The sequence below is a fragment of the Vreelandella sp. 21 genome (genome assembly GCF_050995515.1).
Taxonomy (GTDB): domain Bacteria; phylum Pseudomonadota; class Gammaproteobacteria; order Pseudomonadales; family Halomonadaceae; genus Vreelandella; species Vreelandella alkaliphila.
In genome coordinates this window covers 1,512,857-1,530,389 of sequence record NZ_CP194673.1, presented here as the reverse complement: position 1 = coordinate 1,530,389, position 17,533 = coordinate 1,512,857, and the positions used below count along the sequence as shown (strand labels likewise).

15 protein-coding genes are annotated in these 17,533 nt (G+C 56.0%); 1 reads left to right on the top strand and 14 read right to left on the bottom strand.

The features are described 5' to 3' along the window. Window positions 1–168 precede the first annotated feature (168 nt). From ACN06F_RS07035 to cbiE, 8 genes are all read right to left on the bottom strand, one after another. Window positions 169–1,842 carry a UvrD-helicase domain-containing protein gene (locus ACN06F_RS07035; RefSeq protein ID WP_433924922.1) on the bottom strand — a complete coding sequence of 558 codons (1,674 nt, stop codon included), beginning with the start codon at window positions 1,840–1,842 and terminating at the stop codon, window positions 169–171. Continuing rightward, on the bottom strand, window positions 1,839–3,764 hold the full coding sequence (locus ACN06F_RS07030) for an ATP-dependent nuclease (protein WP_433924921.1): 1,926 nt from the start codon (window positions 3,762–3,764) through the stop codon (window positions 1,839–1,841). The genes ACN06F_RS07035 and ACN06F_RS07030 overlap by 4 nt, the downstream gene beginning before the upstream one ends. A gap of 18 nt (window positions 3,765–3,782) precedes the next feature. Then, window positions 3,783–4,019: a hypothetical protein gene (locus tag ACN06F_RS07025; RefSeq protein ID WP_433924920.1), complete on the bottom strand. Its 237-nt coding sequence runs from the start codon at window positions 4,017–4,019 to the stop codon at window positions 3,783–3,785. Between the two features lie 752 nt (window positions 4,020–4,771). Then, the gene (locus ACN06F_RS07020; protein WP_009723617.1) at window positions 4,772–5,212 is read right to left on the bottom strand and encodes a YtoQ family protein; all 441 of its coding nucleotides are present in this window, start codon (window positions 5,210–5,212) and stop codon (window positions 4,772–4,774) included. 75 nt (window positions 5,213–5,287) lie between these two features. After that, the gene (gene cobF, locus ACN06F_RS07015) at window positions 5,288–6,067 is read right to left on the bottom strand and encodes a precorrin-6A synthase (deacetylating) (RefSeq protein WP_433924919.1); all 780 of its coding nucleotides are present in this window, start codon (window positions 6,065–6,067) and stop codon (window positions 5,288–5,290) included. Continuing rightward, entirely contained in the window at window positions 6,064–6,867 is an 804-nt protein-coding gene (gene cobM / locus ACN06F_RS07010) for a precorrin-4 C(11)-methyltransferase (RefSeq protein WP_433924918.1), read from the bottom strand. The genes cobF and cobM overlap by 4 nt, the downstream gene beginning before the upstream one ends. A 43-nt stretch (window positions 6,868–6,910) precedes the next feature. Next, window positions 6,911–7,405, bottom strand: coding sequence for a cobalamin biosynthesis protein (locus tag ACN06F_RS07005; protein WP_433924917.1), 495 nt, complete (start codon window positions 7,403–7,405; stop codon window positions 6,911–6,913). Then, window positions 7,402–8,610 carry a precorrin-6y C5,15-methyltransferase (decarboxylating) subunit CbiE gene (gene cbiE / locus ACN06F_RS07000; protein ID WP_433924916.1) on the bottom strand — a complete coding sequence of 403 codons (1,209 nt, stop codon included), beginning with the start codon at window positions 8,608–8,610 and terminating at the stop codon, window positions 7,402–7,404. Before cbiE ends, ACN06F_RS07005 begins: the two co-directional genes overlap by 4 nt. On the opposite strand from cbiE, the gene ACN06F_RS06995 reads away from it, so the two are divergent. Continuing rightward, a complete protein-coding gene (locus tag ACN06F_RS06995) occupies window positions 8,609–9,346 on the top strand; it encodes a cobalt-precorrin-6A reductase (RefSeq protein ID WP_433924915.1) in 738 nt (245 codons plus the stop codon). The genes cbiE and ACN06F_RS06995 overlap by 2 nt on opposite strands. A 12-nt stretch (window positions 9,347–9,358) precedes the next feature. On the opposite strand, the gene cobJ is transcribed toward ACN06F_RS06995, so the two are convergent. From cobJ to cobW, 6 genes are read right to left on the bottom strand one after another with little or no spacing between them, the layout of a single operon-like run. Then, entirely contained in the window at window positions 9,359–10,108 is a 750-nt protein-coding gene (gene cobJ / locus ACN06F_RS06990) for a precorrin-3B C(17)-methyltransferase (protein WP_433924914.1), read from the bottom strand. Continuing rightward, window positions 10,105–10,830 carry a precorrin-2 C(20)-methyltransferase gene (gene cobI / locus ACN06F_RS06985; protein WP_433924913.1) on the bottom strand — a complete coding sequence of 242 codons (726 nt, stop codon included), beginning with the start codon at window positions 10,828–10,830 and terminating at the stop codon, window positions 10,105–10,107. Before cobI ends, cobJ begins: the two co-directional genes overlap by 4 nt. Beyond that, a complete protein-coding gene (locus tag ACN06F_RS06980; protein ID WP_095604251.1) occupies window positions 10,827–11,456 on the bottom strand; it encodes a precorrin-8X methylmutase in 630 nt (209 codons plus the stop codon). The genes cobI and ACN06F_RS06980 overlap by 4 nt, the downstream gene beginning before the upstream one ends. Then, window positions 11,440–12,609 (bottom strand): cobalamin biosynthesis protein CobG, encoded by a 1,170-nt coding sequence (locus tag ACN06F_RS06975; RefSeq protein ID WP_433924912.1) that lies wholly within the window; start codon window positions 12,607–12,609, stop codon window positions 11,440–11,442. The genes ACN06F_RS06980 and ACN06F_RS06975 overlap by 17 nt, the downstream gene beginning before the upstream one ends. After that, on the bottom strand, window positions 12,587–16,426 hold the full coding sequence (gene cobN / locus ACN06F_RS06970; protein ID WP_433924911.1) for a cobaltochelatase subunit CobN: 3,840 nt from the start codon (window positions 16,424–16,426) through the stop codon (window positions 12,587–12,589). The genes ACN06F_RS06975 and cobN overlap by 23 nt, the downstream gene beginning before the upstream one ends. Next, on the bottom strand, window positions 16,426–17,532 hold the full coding sequence (gene cobW, locus ACN06F_RS06965; RefSeq protein ID WP_433925108.1) for a cobalamin biosynthesis protein CobW: 1,107 nt from the start codon (window positions 17,530–17,532) through the stop codon (window positions 16,426–16,428). Before cobW ends, cobN begins: the two co-directional genes overlap by 1 nt. Between the last annotated feature and the right edge of the window lies 1 nt (window position 17,533).

Here is a 17,533-nt window from a genome sequence, read left to right as displayed (position 1 = left end):
TTGGTCTAAAATCGACATCGTGACATCGTAACGCCTAACGCTTCAATCATGGGCGCCGCCGCGAAGCGGCGACGTCCCATGCATTGATTGGTTATGCCTGATCTGCTCCATCATCACTATCTCTACACCCGGCCAACTTTAGTAATTTAAATTAACTTGATCACTTGATTAGCCATCAACGCCATTTAGATGAGGAAGAGCAAAGTTAATATATTCTTGCTGGGGAGTTCGACGTACCTCCCAACGGCCACCATGATTTTTCGGTCTTTCTCTTTCAATAGCATGAGTTAGCACTAGGCGTCGTTTAGCTCGCGATACACCAACAAAGAAAGCACACCGATTAGCATCTTGATCGCCAAAGAATATTTCGTTTTCAACGGCCATAATTATCGTTGATTCAAACTCCAATCCTTTACTCTTATGGATAGTCAGAATACGCACAGCCTGATCATCAGAGAAACGAGTCAAGGCTTGGGGTAAATCAGGCTCAAGTTTCAGCAATTCTTCAATGCGCGCTTTTGTATCTCTCACAACTTCACCTAACCTGGCATGTGACTCATAGTCAGGCGAGAGAGCAACAAGAGTCTCCATTTCTATTTTTTTCAGAAAGCCACACACAGAATCCCACCATCCCGAAAACGGCTCATCCAATAGCTCGGTCATGGTGATGATTTTTCGCTGCTCCTTGAAGAAGCGTTGGAAGTTTTGTCTAGAGCTAGACTGCACCTCATCATCAGCAAAGGGAATCAATTGATTCATCAGCCGAACCCAAGCTTTGGGCTCTCGCTGGCCATAGAGGCAGGACAAATAGTCAACAACGAGTCTTGCAGCAGGTTCGACAGTAATATCCTGCATCTCCTGCTCGTTCCGGTACGGTATTCCCCTAACTTCCAATGCCGCCATCAGGTGGTTGGCGTAAAGATCTAGTTGTTTGGACACTAATACGGCGATTTCAGATAACGGAACCTGTTCATTTCTTATCCACCCGGCAATCAAATCGGCCAAATACTCAGCTTCCCCTTGGGCATTCTCGAATTGCCACGCGAAGACCTCTCCCTCCTCACCAGCAAGTTGGTGATCTGGCATGACAGAAGCTGGATCAAGCACACGAATTATCTCGTTCTGCATCCGAAGCAGGCGTGGTTTTGAACGAAAGTTTCGGTACATGTTTAGTGGGACGGCTTCAAAATCCCCCGCGAACGTTTGGAAAATTCCGTCCAAAGCACCTGCCCATCCCATGATTTTCTGCTTGGTGTCACCGACAGCGGTAAGACGAATGCTCGTACTTTGGAAGGCTACCTTCACGAGTTCATACTGCTGATCCGTGCAGTCCTGGAATTCATCCAAGAAAACATCGCTGTAAGTTTGGCGTATGGCATTTCTTGCGACAGCAGAGGCCTTGAGAATTTGAATTGCTAGCGGCACAAGATCATGAAATGTAATTTGCCTTCTTGTGACTTTTCTTTCGCCAATCGAATAATCCAGATCAAGAGCATCATTACCAGTAAGCACTACTCGGAAACGATCAATAATACGCTTTGCAAACGCATGAAATGTGTAGCTATCAAAACGGGAAGCCAATTCTTGTCCACAGCGTCGCTGGATTCGCTCCTTCAAGTTTTTGCTGGCGTCAACCTTGAAAGAGATAGCGAGTATTCTCTTCGGATAACGGCAGGTTCCGGTTCGCAGGAGGAAGTCAGCTCGCTGTGCAAGCATTTCCGTCTTGCCGGCTCCCGGCCCCGCAGTCAGTGCAAGACAGCGCGCTTGTTCCTTCGCAGCCAGCAGTGCATTGGGTTCAAGCGTTAGCCCATCCGAAGGCAGCCATGCATCTACAGCAATCACTCGGGCAGCTCCGCAAGCTTGGCTATCACGGCATCTGCAAGTCGTCCAAATGATTCTGGCATGTTCGCCAGCAATTCCTCGTTGCTCAGTTGAGCAAGAGCATCTATATGCGCAGCGGGCTTACTACCCAGTTTAAAAAGCTTGTGATACGTAGAGAAAAGATTTAACTCGTCTCCGCTGTATTGGTATGAGCCATGATGGCTCTTGCCCAAAACTGCTTTAATCGTTGACTCATCTGAAACCTCCTGCTGAACACCGTAAGCATCAGGGAAAGCAAGGAGCATTGAAAAATCTAAATCCATTGGAAATGAGAAAAAAACACCACGCGTTTCCAGCTCTGCAAATACACTCTTAGTGCCATTTTCAAAGAAATGATGTGTACGAACAGGTACTTTGTCATCATTCCAATCTGATAAAGAAAAAGTAGTTGGCAGTACCTTTTCAGGTTGATACAAACCAAGTTGGTTATTTACATACTTTATTCTTCCCCAGCCCGCTTGATATCTGCCCACATCTAAATCTAGAAGAGTCAAAAATGGGATTTGAAGTGCTGATAACAGGCGCCAAAAATGGTTGACATGCCTACCTCCAAGCGGAGCAATCGTAACCGCTGATTCATCAACTGGCGCACCCTTTGCCTGCAAAAGGCGTGGCAGTACTATTTCTTCACTATCCCCTTCACCCAATACAACCAAACGCGAGAAGTAGATCTCAGGGAATGCTTGTACGGCCTCACGTACAAACTTGTGTGCTTCATCTGTTTTGGCGGGTAATTGGATTTTCGTAATTCTTGATTGCCGGATTTCGGTAAGTCGAAGATATCGAATATTTTTCGGATCGACACGTCGTAACATTGACGGAGCATGAGTAGCGATTAGAGCCTGAGCATCCTCGTTGCTCGTCATTGAGTTAAGAGCGCTGACAATCCTCCCCAAATAGTGAGGCGAGAGGCTGTTCTCTGGTTCCTCAAGGGCAATTAGAGTAAAAACTGGCGGACGCAACTTTTCTGGGTCAAAAGAGTCGTCCTCACCAGCAAGGACAGCACGCCCAATAGCTTGAGATGATAAAACCAACGATAGATAGAGCATCGACTTCTGACCGTCACTGAGTCGGGAAAAATCGACAATATTTTCATCATGCCCAGGCGAGAATGATACGGACAAATGTCGAAGCAACGCCTCGATCTCAGATGCCACAAAAGTAATCTTGGGATCTGTAAAGTAGCTGCCTTTATGAAGGGTGCTCCATGTCTTTCTCAGGTGGGTACTAAAAGCATTGACCGATGGATTAGCAGCCAGACTCTCACTAATCTGGTCGGTGAACCCTTTGACCTCTTCTCGTTCATTTTCCCAATTCACTGCCCGTAGCAAGCGGCCCAGAAGCGCGCTGGTTCCGTATGCTATGTGGTCAGTCGGATCTCTTCTTGCGGGCAGATAGTGGACTTGTATGTGATTTCGATCGGATCTGGGAACGGTTTCAGGGTTTAGAGGTGAGCCATCCGGGCCAACTTCAAGCACATATACGAAAGCTTCATCAATATCTCCGTCCAGTCCCATAGTGGCACTTAGGCGATACCGTACCCTAGGAATTCCGTCAGGGTCATCGAGGCGCATGTGACTGAAATGAGGAGCAATGGTTGAGTTATCTTCTTCACCCTCCAACTCAGGGAACTCGAAGTCCGCCTCAATCCATAACTGCCTTTCTTCAGGCGTTTCCTGTTCAATGTGCGGAACATGGAAGTCTGAGCGCTGAATACGACGTAATGATGGATCAAATGCAAACAGTCGACACAAAGCTTGGAGTGCAGCAGTCTTTCCTGAACCATTGGGGCCAATCAGATAAGTAATTTCTTCCAGTGTAAGTTCTGTTGGTTCAGCACCGAAGCTTTGAAAATTTGAAAGCCGAATCGACTGTAATTTCATCCCTAATTCCACCTCTTTTCAACTTCCGCTTTGGGTTTTTAGCGGACTTAGTAATACCAGCGCATACCAGCGCATACCAGCGCATACCAGCGCATACCAGCGCATACCAGCGCATACCAGCGCATACCAGCGCATACCAGCGCATACCAGCGCATAACGCTGAGGTAACCGGCGCCGGAGCGACAGCGTAGGGAACCAAAAGCGCCACGCTTTTGGCGTCCGGTTGACCGACTTGTTAACTTTTGAGGTATGCAATGAGTCCCTCTCTAATAACCTCTAGTTCGCTGCCAGCACTATCGAAACCGACAAATTGCCAGCCAAGGTCTGTGGCACGATAGCCAATGGAGTAGCCGGCCATATCATCGCCAACCAACAATACCTCCCTCAGTGCCACAGGGTGTTGCTCGCCGAATATGTCATCAGGATGTGCACGGGGCCTGAGTACAACATGACTCCGCTTTCCTGCTCTCCCCATCCGCGTTCAGAAAGCCAATCCAGGTATTCTTCAGGGAGAGATCCATGCTCCGCTTTGATGGCTTCAATTTGACAAGAAGACAGCCTTTCCATTTTCGACTTGGCCATAAAGTTAACAGTGATTATATAGCCTGCTGTATAACACTCTTGAACATGTCAGCACGTTTTATTGGTGTTATATAGCCATCTAAAAAATCATAAATCACTGTTTTTTATAGATTTATTTACCCAGCATGGCAACATATCCAAAATTCGCGTGCCGGCTCGTTTTTACGATTTAATCATACTTTATTGATAAATTTTGCTTAGGTCACGTGACTTTGAAGAAAAATTGAGCTGGAGCTGGCTTTGGGCAGCTAACGCTGCCTTCGCGCCGGGCCGCCGCTGCGGGTGCCTTTTGGCTCGTTCCTCGCCAAGCGTTACGCCGCGCTACGGAGTGGCTAGATTGTTTATGGGGCGTGATCATCGCGCGCTGAAGCGCCCTCCCACAACATCACTAATGCAGTGGCGGGATTGTGGGAGGCGCTGTGTGCTTAGGCTTTGAGGACGTAGCGCAGGGTTTCGACGACTTGGTCGGTGGTGGTGCACCAGGCTTGGGCTTGGGCGTCGACTTCTTTCAGCGGGTGAACGATGTCTTCGCTGTGCAGGGTGATGTAGGGCTTGGCGAGTGCGGCGCAGTAGCCTGCATCAAACGCGGCGTTCCACTGTTTGTACTTGTCGCCGAAGCGCACAACCACCAGATCCGCTTGCTCGATCATGGTACGAGTGCGGATGGCGTTGACCTTGGAGGATTGGTGATCGCGCCAGAAGCCATTTTCTGGCTTGCCCAGGTGATCGCCTGCGGCGTCACTGGCGTCGTGATCGGTGACCGGGGCGGTGAAGACGATATCCAGGCCCGCTGCATCAGCGCCGCGCTGAATCTCTTCGCGCCAATCGGTGTGGATTTCGCCAGAAAGATAGACGTAAAAGCTCATAGTCGCTCCTGATAACTTGGTTATTTAATAGGCAGGATTATTTTATGGAAAAATATTCCATATTGATACCTGGGTTTATTTTTCCGGCTTTTTGGCGAGCAGGTAAATATCCATAATCCAGCCGTGGGTGTCGCGTAGTTCTGCGCGGCGTTGGATGATTTGGTCGCTGACCTCGCTTATCCAGCCTTTGATTAAGCACTGTTTATCCATGCCTAGGTAGGCGCCCCACCAGATGTAGGTGTCCTCAAATGGCAGCGTGGTAAATGCCCCCCCGCTATCCAGCATCACCGCTACCGTGGCGGCATCGTTCGGCCAGCCGCGCTCGCGTAGGCGGCGGCCGGTGGTGATTTGTACTGACTCGGCGAGTGCGTTGAGGGGAATTTTATGTTCAGCGGTAAGCACCTGCAGGCTGGTAATGCCTGGCACTACCTCTACATCAACCTGCTTGCCCGCAGCGCTTAAGCGCTGGGTAATGCGCAGGCTGCTGTCGTAAAGCGAGGGGTCGCCCCACACCAGCATGCCGACCCGCCCGCCATTGGGAAGATGTTCATCCATCAACTGCGCCCAAACGCTGGCAATCGCAGCGTGCCAGTCGTCTACCGCGCCCAAGTAGTTATAACTTAATTGATCATTACGGCTATCGCGGCTGGGAAGATCGAACTCGACGATCTTGGTGGTCACCGGTTCTTCTAACAGGCGCTCGCAGAGTAAGCGGCGTAGGTCGATCAAATCCGACTTGGCCTCGCCTTTGCGGGGCAGCAGGATCAGGTCGGCGCTATTGAGGGCGCGCACGGCGGCCAGGGTGACGTGATCAAGGTTGCCGGTACCAATGCCTATTAGCGATAGCGTGATCATGAGTCGCTCTCTTGGTCCTGGCTTGCCGTGGCAAAAGGCGAATCCGCTGATTGGGGGCGAAAGCGGCGGTCGTAGCCTACTGCGTAGAGGCTGCTCTCTTGGAAGTCATCGCTTTCAAGCACTGGCCCCACCAGAATTAGCGCGGTACGCTGCATGGAATCATCGATCAGCTCTTCTATAGTCGCCAGCCGCCCCCGCACCACTCGCTCATCGGGCCAGCTTGCCCGCCACACAATCGCCACTGGGCACTGCGCGCCGTAGTAAGGCGTCAGGCTTTCGACTACCTGGGAAAGGTTATGGATGGAGAGATGAATGGCCAGCGTTGCCCCGCTGCGGGCGAAATTGGCCAGCGTCTCGTTACTGGGCATGGCGCTGGCACGACCCGGCGTGCGGGTGAGTACCACCGACTGAGCCACGCCGGGTAGCGTTAACTCCTGACCTAGGGTTGCCGCCGCTGCTGCAAACGAGGGCACGCCTGGGGTAATGCTGTAGGGGATATTCAGCTCGCGCAGGCGACGCAGTTGCTCGCCCATGGCCGACCAAACCGAGAGATCCCCCGAATGCAGCCTGGCCACATCCAAGCCTTCGGCGTGGGCGCGGCTGATTTCCTGCATAATCTCATCCAGCGAGAGCGGCGCGGTATTAATCACTCTGGCCCCCGCCGGGCAGTGTTCCAGAATCTGCTCCGGCACTAAAGAACCTGCATACAGGCACACCGGGCAGGCGGCGATTAAGTCGCGCCCGCGTAGGGTAAGCAGATCCGGCGCGCCGGGGCCTGCGCCAATGAAGTGTACGGTCATTAACTAATTCCTAGGCTTTGTACGAAAAGTCGGCGAGCGAAGACTAGACAAGGCAAAAATCAACGAAAAAACGGAGTTTACGTGGTGTAAATGAGTATTTTGAGGCGATTTTTAACGCCGTATTGTCGAGCGCAGGCAGTTTTCGTGCAAAGCCTAACGCCAGTGCGGCGGTAGCCTGTCTATCCGTTGAGATGATTCTGGGCCCCACTAACCTAGCATTCGGGCCTGCGGCTAGCAGCGCTACGGCCTCAGCCACGCTGCCTGTGCCGCGCGCCTGCAAACTGTGTGTTGAATGGGTAAGCGTTGCCACTGTTGATAACTCTGCATCTGCTACGGCGATGACTTCAATATTGCGCAGTCGGCCTAGCTCTTCTACCAACGGCAACATAGAACGCGCCGCCGCAAGCCGGTTGATAAGGCCGTACTTGTAGACAGAACCGTACTGGTCAATAAGTTGATCTAACGCTTGAATAAGCGATTCAAGCGTGGCTTCACTGCGAAAACCAAACCCCGCTACTCTCAACACCGATTGTTTCATCGAACGCCCCGCCACTGAACAATCGGGTAGTTGGCTTTCCAGCCCCGCCGTGTGCCGATGGGGGCAGCGTTGGCAAGCTCTAAACGCAGCAGTTCGCCGCCTACCTGCTGGTGCCAGTGCGCCAGCAGCGCTTCGGATTCCAGAGTGACGGCATTGGCAACGATACGCACGCCCTCAGGCAGGCGCTGCCATAAATCGTCTAACAGCGCTTGGGATAACCCACCGCCGATAAATACCGCATCGGGTAGCAGCGTATCGTTGAGTACCTCAGGCGCGCGGCCCTGTTTTACTTCTAGCCAGTCAACGCCCAGGTTGTTTGCATTGCTGCGCGCTCGTGCCGCCCGTTCAGCGTTTTGCTCGAAGCCCACCGCTTGATTATCCGAATGGGCGAGCAGCCACTCAATGGCGATGGAGCCTGAGCCGGTACCGATATCCCACAGCCGCTCGCCGGGCATGGGGGCCAGTGCCGCTAGGGTGATGGCGCGAATGGTCTGTTTGGTAATCTGGCCGTCGTGGTCAAAAAAATGATCCGGCAGGCCGGGCGTCAGCGGCAAGGCGGGGCCATTACCGGCGACTTCCAGCCCTACCGCAACCGGGTGGGCAATGTCGTCGGGCAAGGCGGCGTCGACACGACAATGGCGAATGCGCTCGCTATCACCACCCAAAGATTCCAGCAGCGTTAGCTGGGTACCTTCAAAGCCAAAGCTAGTTACCAGCGCCGCCAGCTCGGTCACCGCCGCGCCGTCTCTTACCAACACCAGCAAACGTCTACCGGCATACAGGTAGGGCCGAACGCGCGTTAGCGGTTTGGCGTGCAAACCCAGGCAAGTGCAACGCTCCAACGGCCAGCCCAAACGTGCAGCCGCCAGGCTAAAAGAGGAAGGGGCTGGCAGTGCCTGCCACTCGTTTGCGCTGAGATGCTGCGCTAATGAGGTACCCGCCCCGAACCAAAACGGGTCGTTTGAGACCAGCATCACCACCCGGCGGCCGCGCTGATTTAGCAGCTTAGCAATGCCATCGGCAAAGGGCACTGGCCACTCAATTACCTCGGCGTTTAGCGGCGGCAAAAGGCGCAAGTGGCGGCGTGCACCGAACACTACCTCGGCACTTTCCAATGCCTGTCGGCTTGCCGCTGTCAGCCCCTGTGTGCCACCCTCTCCCCAGCCTAAAAGGGTAAGCCAGGGAGCGTTGTTAACCTCAGCCATGATCAAAATCCTAATTCTCGGGGGAACCAGCGAGGCCAGCGCCCTGGCCAGCGCTGTTGCCAAGCGTGGCATTCCCGCCATTTTTAGCTATGCAGGGCGCGTTAACACGCCTAAACCCCAGCCACTGCCGACCCGCATTGGCGGCTTTGGCGGCGTTAATGGGCTGGTCACCTTTTTAGCCCAGCAGCGCATTACCCATATTGTTGATGCCACCCACCCGTTTGCCGCACAAATGAGCAGCAACGTATTAGCCGCGGCGGCACAGTGCGGTGTAAAGGCCACCGCTTTTACCCGGCCTGCCTGGCAGCCTGTTACCGGCGACCAATGGCAAAGCGTGGCAAGTATTGATGAGGCAGTTAACGCCTTGGCTGGCCCGCCCCAACGGGTGCTGCTTGCAATTGGGCGAATGCACCTTAGCGCCTTTGCCGACCAGTCTCAGCACCATTACGTGCTGCGTTTAGTTGATCCGCCGACCAGCCCGTTGCCACTGCCGGATGTCAGCACTGTGATTGATAGAGGCCCGTTTACGCTGGAAGGCGATCTCGCCCTGCTGGAAAATCAGCGCATCCAACGCATCGTGTGTAAAAACGCTGGCGGCGAAGGTGCGTCGTCGAAACTCAGCGCGGCAAGAAGGCTCGGCCTACCCATCGTGATGATCGAGCGGCCAGCACTGCCGCCACGCCATGAAGTTCATCGTATCGATGACGTATTTAGCTGGCTTAGTGACCACTATTAATCATCACAATGCTTAATCAGCCGAGCGCGGCGTGTAAACCAGCGGCACGCCACTGCGTTCAATCAATCGGGTTCGCTGGGAACCAACGATGACCAGCGTGCGCATATCCGCCATATCCGGCGTCGCTTGCTCTAATGTGGTAACGCGAATTGCTTCTTCGGGGGTCGAAACCGCGCGGGCGAAGATTATCAATCGGTCCGGCCCGCAGGCTTCCCGCAGTACCTCTAGCGTTCGTTCAAACCCCGCTGGCCGTGCTTTGGAGCGCGGGTTGTAAAACGCCATGGCGAAGTCGGCCTCGGCGGCCAAACGCAGGCGCTTCTCAATCAGCGCCCAGGGTTTGAGGTTGTCGGATAGATTGATGCAGCAGAAGTCGTGCCCCAGTGGTGCGCCGACGCTTGCGCTGGCGGCCAGCATGGCAGAAATGCCCGGCAGTACCTGAATATCCAGCGTGCGCCACTGGGCATCGCCCGCCTCCAAGGCTTCGAATACCGCAGCAGCCATGGCGAATACGCCAGGGTCGCCAGAGGAGACAACCACTACCCGATGACCCTCAAGCGCCAGCTGTAGTGCCTGCTCCGCCCGGCGAATCTCTTCGCGGTTATCAGAGCCATGGCGGACTAATCCAGCCCTGGGAGCCACGCGATTAACGTAGGGCACATAGCCCACTACATCGGTGGCTTCGAGCAGCGCAGCCGAGACCTCCGGAGTAATCATGGCCTCTGCACCCGGCCCTAGGCCGACGATTTTCAGCCAACCGCTCATGGCCGCCTCCCGTTGCCATGAATAAGCACAATCGAGAAGTACGGCACGCTTTCGCCAACCTCGCTCAGTGGCAGCACACGCTGCTGGGTCATGGCGGCGTACTCGATCAGCCACGCCTCGCCTTCACGGCCAGCATGCGCCAGCGCTCGGCGAAGTTTGGCCAGGTTGCGGCCAATTTTCATCACCACCAGTGCATCGGTTTGGGCGATGCGCTCGGCCAGCGTCTCTTCCGGCAGCGTGGCCATCAGCACCGTCATGATGTCATCGCCCCAGGTAATTGGCCGCGCGGTAGCCGTCCAGGCCGCCGACATGCCGGTAATCCCCGGCACTACCGAGACCGGCACGCGATTCAGCAGCCGCGTGTAGAGGTGCATAAAGGAGCCATAGAAAAATGGGTCGCCTTCACACAGCACCACGACATCACACCCCGCTTCCGCCATCTCGATCAGTTGGGTCACGCTGCGTTCGTAAAAGGCCGACAGCAGTTCATTGTAGCGAGGGTCATCAAACGGAATTTCCGTGGTAACCGGATACTCCATGGGCAGCTCGGTTGCGCCGGGGGCAATCAGTCCTTCCACAATGGTACGCGCATGCCCGCTGCGGCCCTGCTTGCGAAAATAGGCCACATGGCTGGCACCACGGATCAACCGGTCAGCACGCACGCTCATTAGGTCTTGGCTGCCGGGTCCTAACCCCACTCCGTAAATGGTTCCTTGGGTCATTCGATACGATCCGCCATGGCGTTGATGGCCGCTACCGTGACGGCGCTACCACCCAGGCGGCCACGCACGATACAGCTGGGCAGCGCGGGGTTAGCCAACAGCGCTTCTTTGGATTCCGCCGCGCCAACAAAGCCGACCGGGCAGCCGATAATGGCCGCCGGGCGCGGGCAGTTTGGGTCTTCGAGCATATTAAGCAGATGAAACAGCGCGGTGGGCGCGTTGCCAATGGCGACGACTGCGCCTTCCAGGTGCGGCCGCCACAGCTCCAGCGCTGCCGCTGAACGGGTATTGGCCATTTCCTGGGCAAGGCCAGGGGTGCGCTCATCGTTAAGAGTACAGATAATCTGGTTATTAGCGGGCAGCCGTTTGCGGGTAATGCCTTCGGAGACCATCCGAGCATCGCAAAGAATCGGTGCACCCTGCTCTAACGCTGAACGCGCTCGATTGACCACGTCATTCTGAAAATGAATATGCGCCGCCAGCTCCACCAGCCCAGCGGCGTGAATCATGCGTACCGCAACCGTTTCTTCTTCCGCTGAAAAGCGATCAAGCTCAGCTTCATTGCGAATAATCGCAAACGACTGCCGGTAAATCGCCGGTCCGTGTGTTTCATAAACGTGAGGCACCCAAACTCTCCAAATAGTGTAAAACGTCAGATTCACAAAGGCCGGTGGCCTTCGGTGCGCTATCGGCGCGACCGTTAATAATCACGTCAAAGCGCCCATCGCGGCCGGTTAGGCACAGCGCTGCTGGCCGTTGGCGGGCGCAGCCTTTGGCGCACCCAGATATATGTAAGGTTGCTTCCACCCAGCCACTTAGCCGTTCGGCAAGCGGCTGGGTGGCAACACTCGCCTGTTCGCAGTATGGCGCGCCGGGGCAGGCGTCCATCGCTAACCGCGGGTCGCTATTATGACGGATTAAGCCATCAACCGCGGGTAGTGTATCGCAATCCTTCAACAATAAGCGCCGCCAGGGCGTGACCTGCACAGCGCTGATATTTGTTAGAGAACCATTTGCCGGAGAGACAGCCTCACGCAGCGTATTAGCCGCTACCCGGCCAAAAGGCAGCCCCACCACCATACCGTTGCTATGTTCGCCCAGCGCCAGCTTCTCACCGGGAGATGCAGGGGCCGTATCAGCGGTCGCCCAATCGGGCAGCGGTGCTGTGTGCCGCCGCATGCGCCCAGAGTCCCAGCCACCGCTGTCCACGAACCAGTGGGTCAGGCGTATTAACTGCTCAACGGCGGCTTCGGGCTCGTTCACCGCCGTGCCACACTCATAGCCATCGGCGCGTACTATCAAACCGCCTTCCACCGAGCGCTCAATACGAAAATCAGCGGCGCTATCGCACAGCACCGGCGCTTTTCCCGCATCAATCGCAATACCGATCTTGCCGGGCATGGGCGCTAATTCGCTGCCCCGCGTTTGCAATAGGCGGGCAATAGTATGAGTGTCATCGCCCTCTTGCCAAGCGGGTGCCAGCATCAGCTGCGGCTGGCGTTCTGCTTGCGGATCGTCGTTCACCAACTGATGCTCAACCAGAAACGCCATCAGCGGCGGCCAGCCGGCCTCGCTCACTCCCCGCAGCTGAATATTAGCCCGGCTGGTTAGCTCGATTAAACCACTACCAAAGATCTCGGCGGCTTCGCACAGTGCCATTACCTGTTGCCGTGAAAGCTGGCCCAGCGGTGGGCGTACACGCACCAATAGGCCATCGCCAGTAGCCATAGGCCGCCACGCGCCGGGGCACCAGCCTTTAATGCGCGGGCTGGTGGTCATAATGCCCCGTCTCTTTGGCTTCATCCATTTCCAGCAGCAGATCTTGTAGCGCCTGGCCGTGTTCGCCGGGGGCTTGCCACATGCCTCGCTGGGCGGCTTCGAGTAAGCGTTCCGCCATCTCTTCTAAGGCTGCGGGGTTGTGCTCACGCAGGAACTGCTGATTAGCAGCGTCGAGCACTAGGGCATCACTCACCTGGGCGTACTGGTAGTCGGCGACTAAATCGGTGGTGGCATCGTAAGCAAACAGGTAGTCCACCGTAGCCGCCATTTCAAAGGCGCCTTTATAGCCGTGCTCGCGCATGGCATTGATCCACTTGGGGTTCAACACGCGCGAGCGAATCACCCTCGCCAGCTCCTCTTTCAAGGTACGAATCTTGGGCACCGCGGGATTGGCGTGGTCGGCGTGATAAATGGTCGGTGCTTTTCCGCTTAGCGAGCGCGAGGCGTTGGCCATACCGCCCTGAAAAGCGTAATAGCTGTTGGAATCAAGAATATCGTGCTCGCGGTTATCCTGGTTTTGCATCACCGCATCCAGCCCCTGGAGCTGCTGTTCAAACGCCGCCCGCGCAGCAGTGCCGGAGGCCTTGAACTGGCCGTAGGCGTAGGCACCTGTATCCAGGTAGGCCTCGGCTAAATCGTCGGCGCTGTCCCAAGAACGATTTTCAATTAGCCGGTTCAAGCCCGCACCATACTCACCGGGCTTGCTGCCGAAGATACGGTAGCTTGCCTCTTGGGCGGCCATCTCTGGGCTTAGCCCTTGGTCTTCCAGTACTTGCTGGCGAGCAAGCACCGCCGCGCGGATGGTGTTGCTGTTACCCGGCTCTTTATAACTGGCCACCGCTTGCACGGCGGCATCAAACAGGCGGATCACATTGGGGAAAGCATCGCGGAAGAACCCGGAGACCCGCAGCGTGACATCAACCCTTGGCCGATTGAGCAGCATCGAGGGGATCACTTCAAAATCACTCACCCGCTGGGAGCCCAGCGACCATTTAGGGCGCACGCCCATCAGCGCGAAGGCCTGGGCGATGTCATCGCCGCCGGTACGCATGGTGGCGGTGCCCCAAATCGAAAGCCCCAACCGACGTGGATAGTCGCCGTTATCCTGCAGGTAGCGCTCAACAAACGCCTGGGCGGATTTTTCACCCAGCGTCCAGGCGGCAGGCGATGGAATTGAACGGTTATCGACGCTGAAAAAGTTACGCCCGGTGGGCAGCGTATCCAGCCGCCCTCGGCTGGGCGCGCCGCTAGGCCCAGCGGGCACAAAAATACCTTCTAGGCCGTCGAGCAGCGACTGAATCTCCATTTTCACGCCACGCTGCATAGCGACCCATAGCTGCTCGCGGGCATAGCGCAGCTGCTCCGCCGTGTTGGGGTAATCTTGGGCCAGTTCCTCCAGGCAACCAGGGGCTAATACGTATTCGGCCACCCAGCGCTCGGCCAGCAGTTCAAGGCGCTCGCGGGTATCCGCGCCGGTGCGCCAAGGGGTATCCAGCAGCTCCCTTAGAACAACGGGTTTAAGCTCCTGCCAAGGTTCGTTGCCAGCGGCCAACGGATCAAAATCCAACCCTAAATCACTCGCTAGATTGTGCAGCAGTCCGCGGCTGGCCACAGCTTCACCACGGGGTAGCCGTAGCAGCGCCACCAGCGTTCCCGCCCGCTTCTCTTCCGGCGGCAGCGTGCCGAGTATGTGCAAGCCATGACGAATCTGCGACTCTTTGATATCGCACAGAAAGGTATCCAGCTCGTTGAGAATGTCGGCATCATCAGTACTGTTTTCACAACCGTCGACGGCGTGCGCCAGCTCCTGATCGATGCCGGTATCACGCAGGTGAGCGAGAATCTGGCTGCGTATCAGCGCTTCACGGCGCGGGTCCATATCCAGTGCTTGATAATACTCATCACATAGCGCTTCAAGCTCGGCCATAGCGCCGTAGAGTTCGGCCCGCGCTAGCGGCGGCATCAGGTGGTCGATAATCACCGTCTGACTGCGGCGTTTGGCCTGGGCACCCTCGCCTGGGTCATTAACAATAAACGGATAAAAGTGCGGTAGCGGCCCCAGGGCAATATCCGGCCAGCAGTCCGCGCTCAAGGCGATGCTTTTACCCGGCAGCCACTCTAAGTTGCCATGCTTGCCCACGTGAATAACCGCGTCGACTTGATAGTGCTCGCGCAGCCAGTAGTAAAACGCCAGATAGCTGTGGGGCGGCACCAGCTCCATATCGTGATAGGACTGGGTGAGATCGTCGATAAAGTCGCGTTCCGGCTGGATCCCCACAAAGGTTTCACCTAAGCGGATACCGGCGATCATCAAACGCCCCTGGCGGCATTTTGGGTCTTCGTGGGGCGCCCCCCAGCGCGTCCACACAGTTTCCTGCAGCTCGCTGGGCAAGGTTTTAAACCAAGCAAGGTAGTCGTCAACGCTGATACTCTGCCAGCAGGCGCGCTGGTCGAGGCTGCCGTGATCGTTGGTCACCGCGCCCTGAAGCTGGCGGATCAACGCATCGCCATTTTCCGGCAGCTCACTTAACGGATAACCCGCCTCTCTCAGGGCGCTGAGGATCTGCAGCGTCGACGCGGGGGTATCCAGCCCGACCCCGTTACCGATCCGGCCATCGCGATTGGGGTAGTTAGCCATAATCAGCGCAATACGCTTCTGCCCATTGGGGGTTAAGCGCAGCGAACAAATGCGTCGCGCCAGCTCGGCGACAAAGGCGGCCCGTTCTGGATGAATTACGTGGTGGGTCACTGCCAGCTGGCAGCGCTGGTTATAGTGGGCTTCGGCTTTAAACCCCACCGCACGAGTGATAATGCGACCATCCATCTCGGGAAGCACCACCTGCATGGCTACATCGCGGCTATGCAGCCCGGCAGCCATGCCCTGCCAGTCTTCACTGGTGCTGCTGGCAAGAATCGCCTGGAGCACCACGGGTCGCCCGATAAACAGGCTGTCGGGTAGCTTTTCACCCAGAGCATCCAGGCCGTCCGCGTTGCGATTGACCGCAAAGCTGGTGGTATTAATTACCAGCATGGCGCCGGTTTGCTCAATCAGGTGGTTGATAAAATCAATGCATGGCCCCTCTTTCAAGGAGGCCACGGCAACCGCTAGCGGCTCTAGCCCTTTTTCTCTGAGCGCTGCCAATAATCCGTCTGGGACAGCGGTATTCGCCCCCTGCAAGTGGCTGCGATAAAACAGCAGCAGGCACACCGGCCGCCCGGGCACCTGGCGGTCGCGCCACTCGCTAAGGCTTAGCGCCTGCTGGTCTTGCGACGCATAAATCACCGCGGCCGGAATAACTTTCGGCTCCTGCCATGCCAGAGAAAGCGATAAACATTCGCTGGCGATAAAGCGCAGCAGCTGCTCGGCGTTATCCACACCGCCTTCTCTTAAATAGCGCCACACCCGGTAAGCGCCATCAAAGGCGATGGTGGAATCTTCTAACAGGGCATCATCCGGTGCGTCGCAACCCGGCACCAAAATCAATTGGCGCCCGGGCCTAGCCGCCGCCCAGGCCAGCAAGCGCTCATGGCCATACTGCCAGTAGGCTTTACCGCCCAGCAGTGAAACGATGACCAATCGGGCGTTTTCCAGCACCCGATCTTCATAGAGATCATAGGCTGCCGGTTTTACCAAATTCATCCAGTTGGCTAGCCGTACCGAGGGGTAAGCTTCACCCAGGCGGTCAACCGCCTGGGCCAGCGCCGATAGATTGCTATCAGCGGCGGACAGTATCACGACCTCGGCGGGGCTCTGCTGCAGGTCGATAATGCCTTCATCATCGACAAAGCCCCCGGGCTTGGCGGCAAATAAGTGCATTAGCTGGCCGTTTGAACCTCTGCCTCAGTTAGCGCTTCACGTAGCACGGCGCTATCCAGCGATTTGCCAATAATTACCAGCTGGGTCTGGCGCGTCTCGTCCTGGCTCCAGAGCCGATCGAAGTAACCTTCCAAACGCTCGCCAACCGCCTGAATAACCCGGCGCATGGGTTTGCCGGGAATCGCGGCAAAGCCTTTGGCGCGGTAAATCTCGTGGCTTTTCAACAGCTGCTGCAGCTTGCTGGCCAGGGCGTCGCCATCCACTTCACCCAGGGTAATCACGCAGGAATCAAAGTTATCGTGGGCGTGGTCGTGATGCGCGCCTTCAGCGTGGTGCTTATCGTGGTGATTGGTGATGCTGTCAATATGCTCTTCGCTGGCCGCGCCAATGCCCATCAGCGCTTCCAACTGGGCGGTGTCGGTGGTCTGGGTCTGATCGATAAACAGCGTTTTTACCGATTCGCTCACCCGTGACTGAATTATCGCTTCAACCTGTGTGCGCTCTTCCGGGCTAAGCAGATCCGCCTTGCTGACCAGCACCAGATCTGCCGCGCTTAGCTGGTCATCCAGTAGCTCGCGCAGGCTGGGGTCGTGATCCAGGCTTTCATCAGCGCGACGCTGGGCTTCGACCTTATCCACATCGCTAGCATAACGGCCAGCGGCTACCGCGGGGCCATCAATCACGGTAATAATCGCATCGACGGTGCAGTGCTGGCGCACGTCAGGCCAGTTAAACGCTTGTACCAGCGGCTTAGGCAATGCCAGACCGCTGGTTTCGATCAGAATGTGGTCGATATCATTGCGGCGGGCAACCAGCTTCTTCATCACCGGCAGAAACTCTTCTTCCACCGTGCAGCAGATACAGCCATTGGCTAGCTCATAGATGCTGCCATCTTCCCCGTCTAGCTGCCCGCCTTCGCTACCCTCTTCACACCCCAGCGCACAGCTGCGCAGCAGGCTAGAGTCGATATCCTGCTCGCCGAACTCATTAACGATCACGGCGATCCGCTTGCCGGTGACTTGGCGCAGAATATTGGCCAACAGCGTGGTTTTGCCGCTGCCGAGAAAACCGGTGACGACCGTGGCGGGAATCTTGTTTAATTTCACA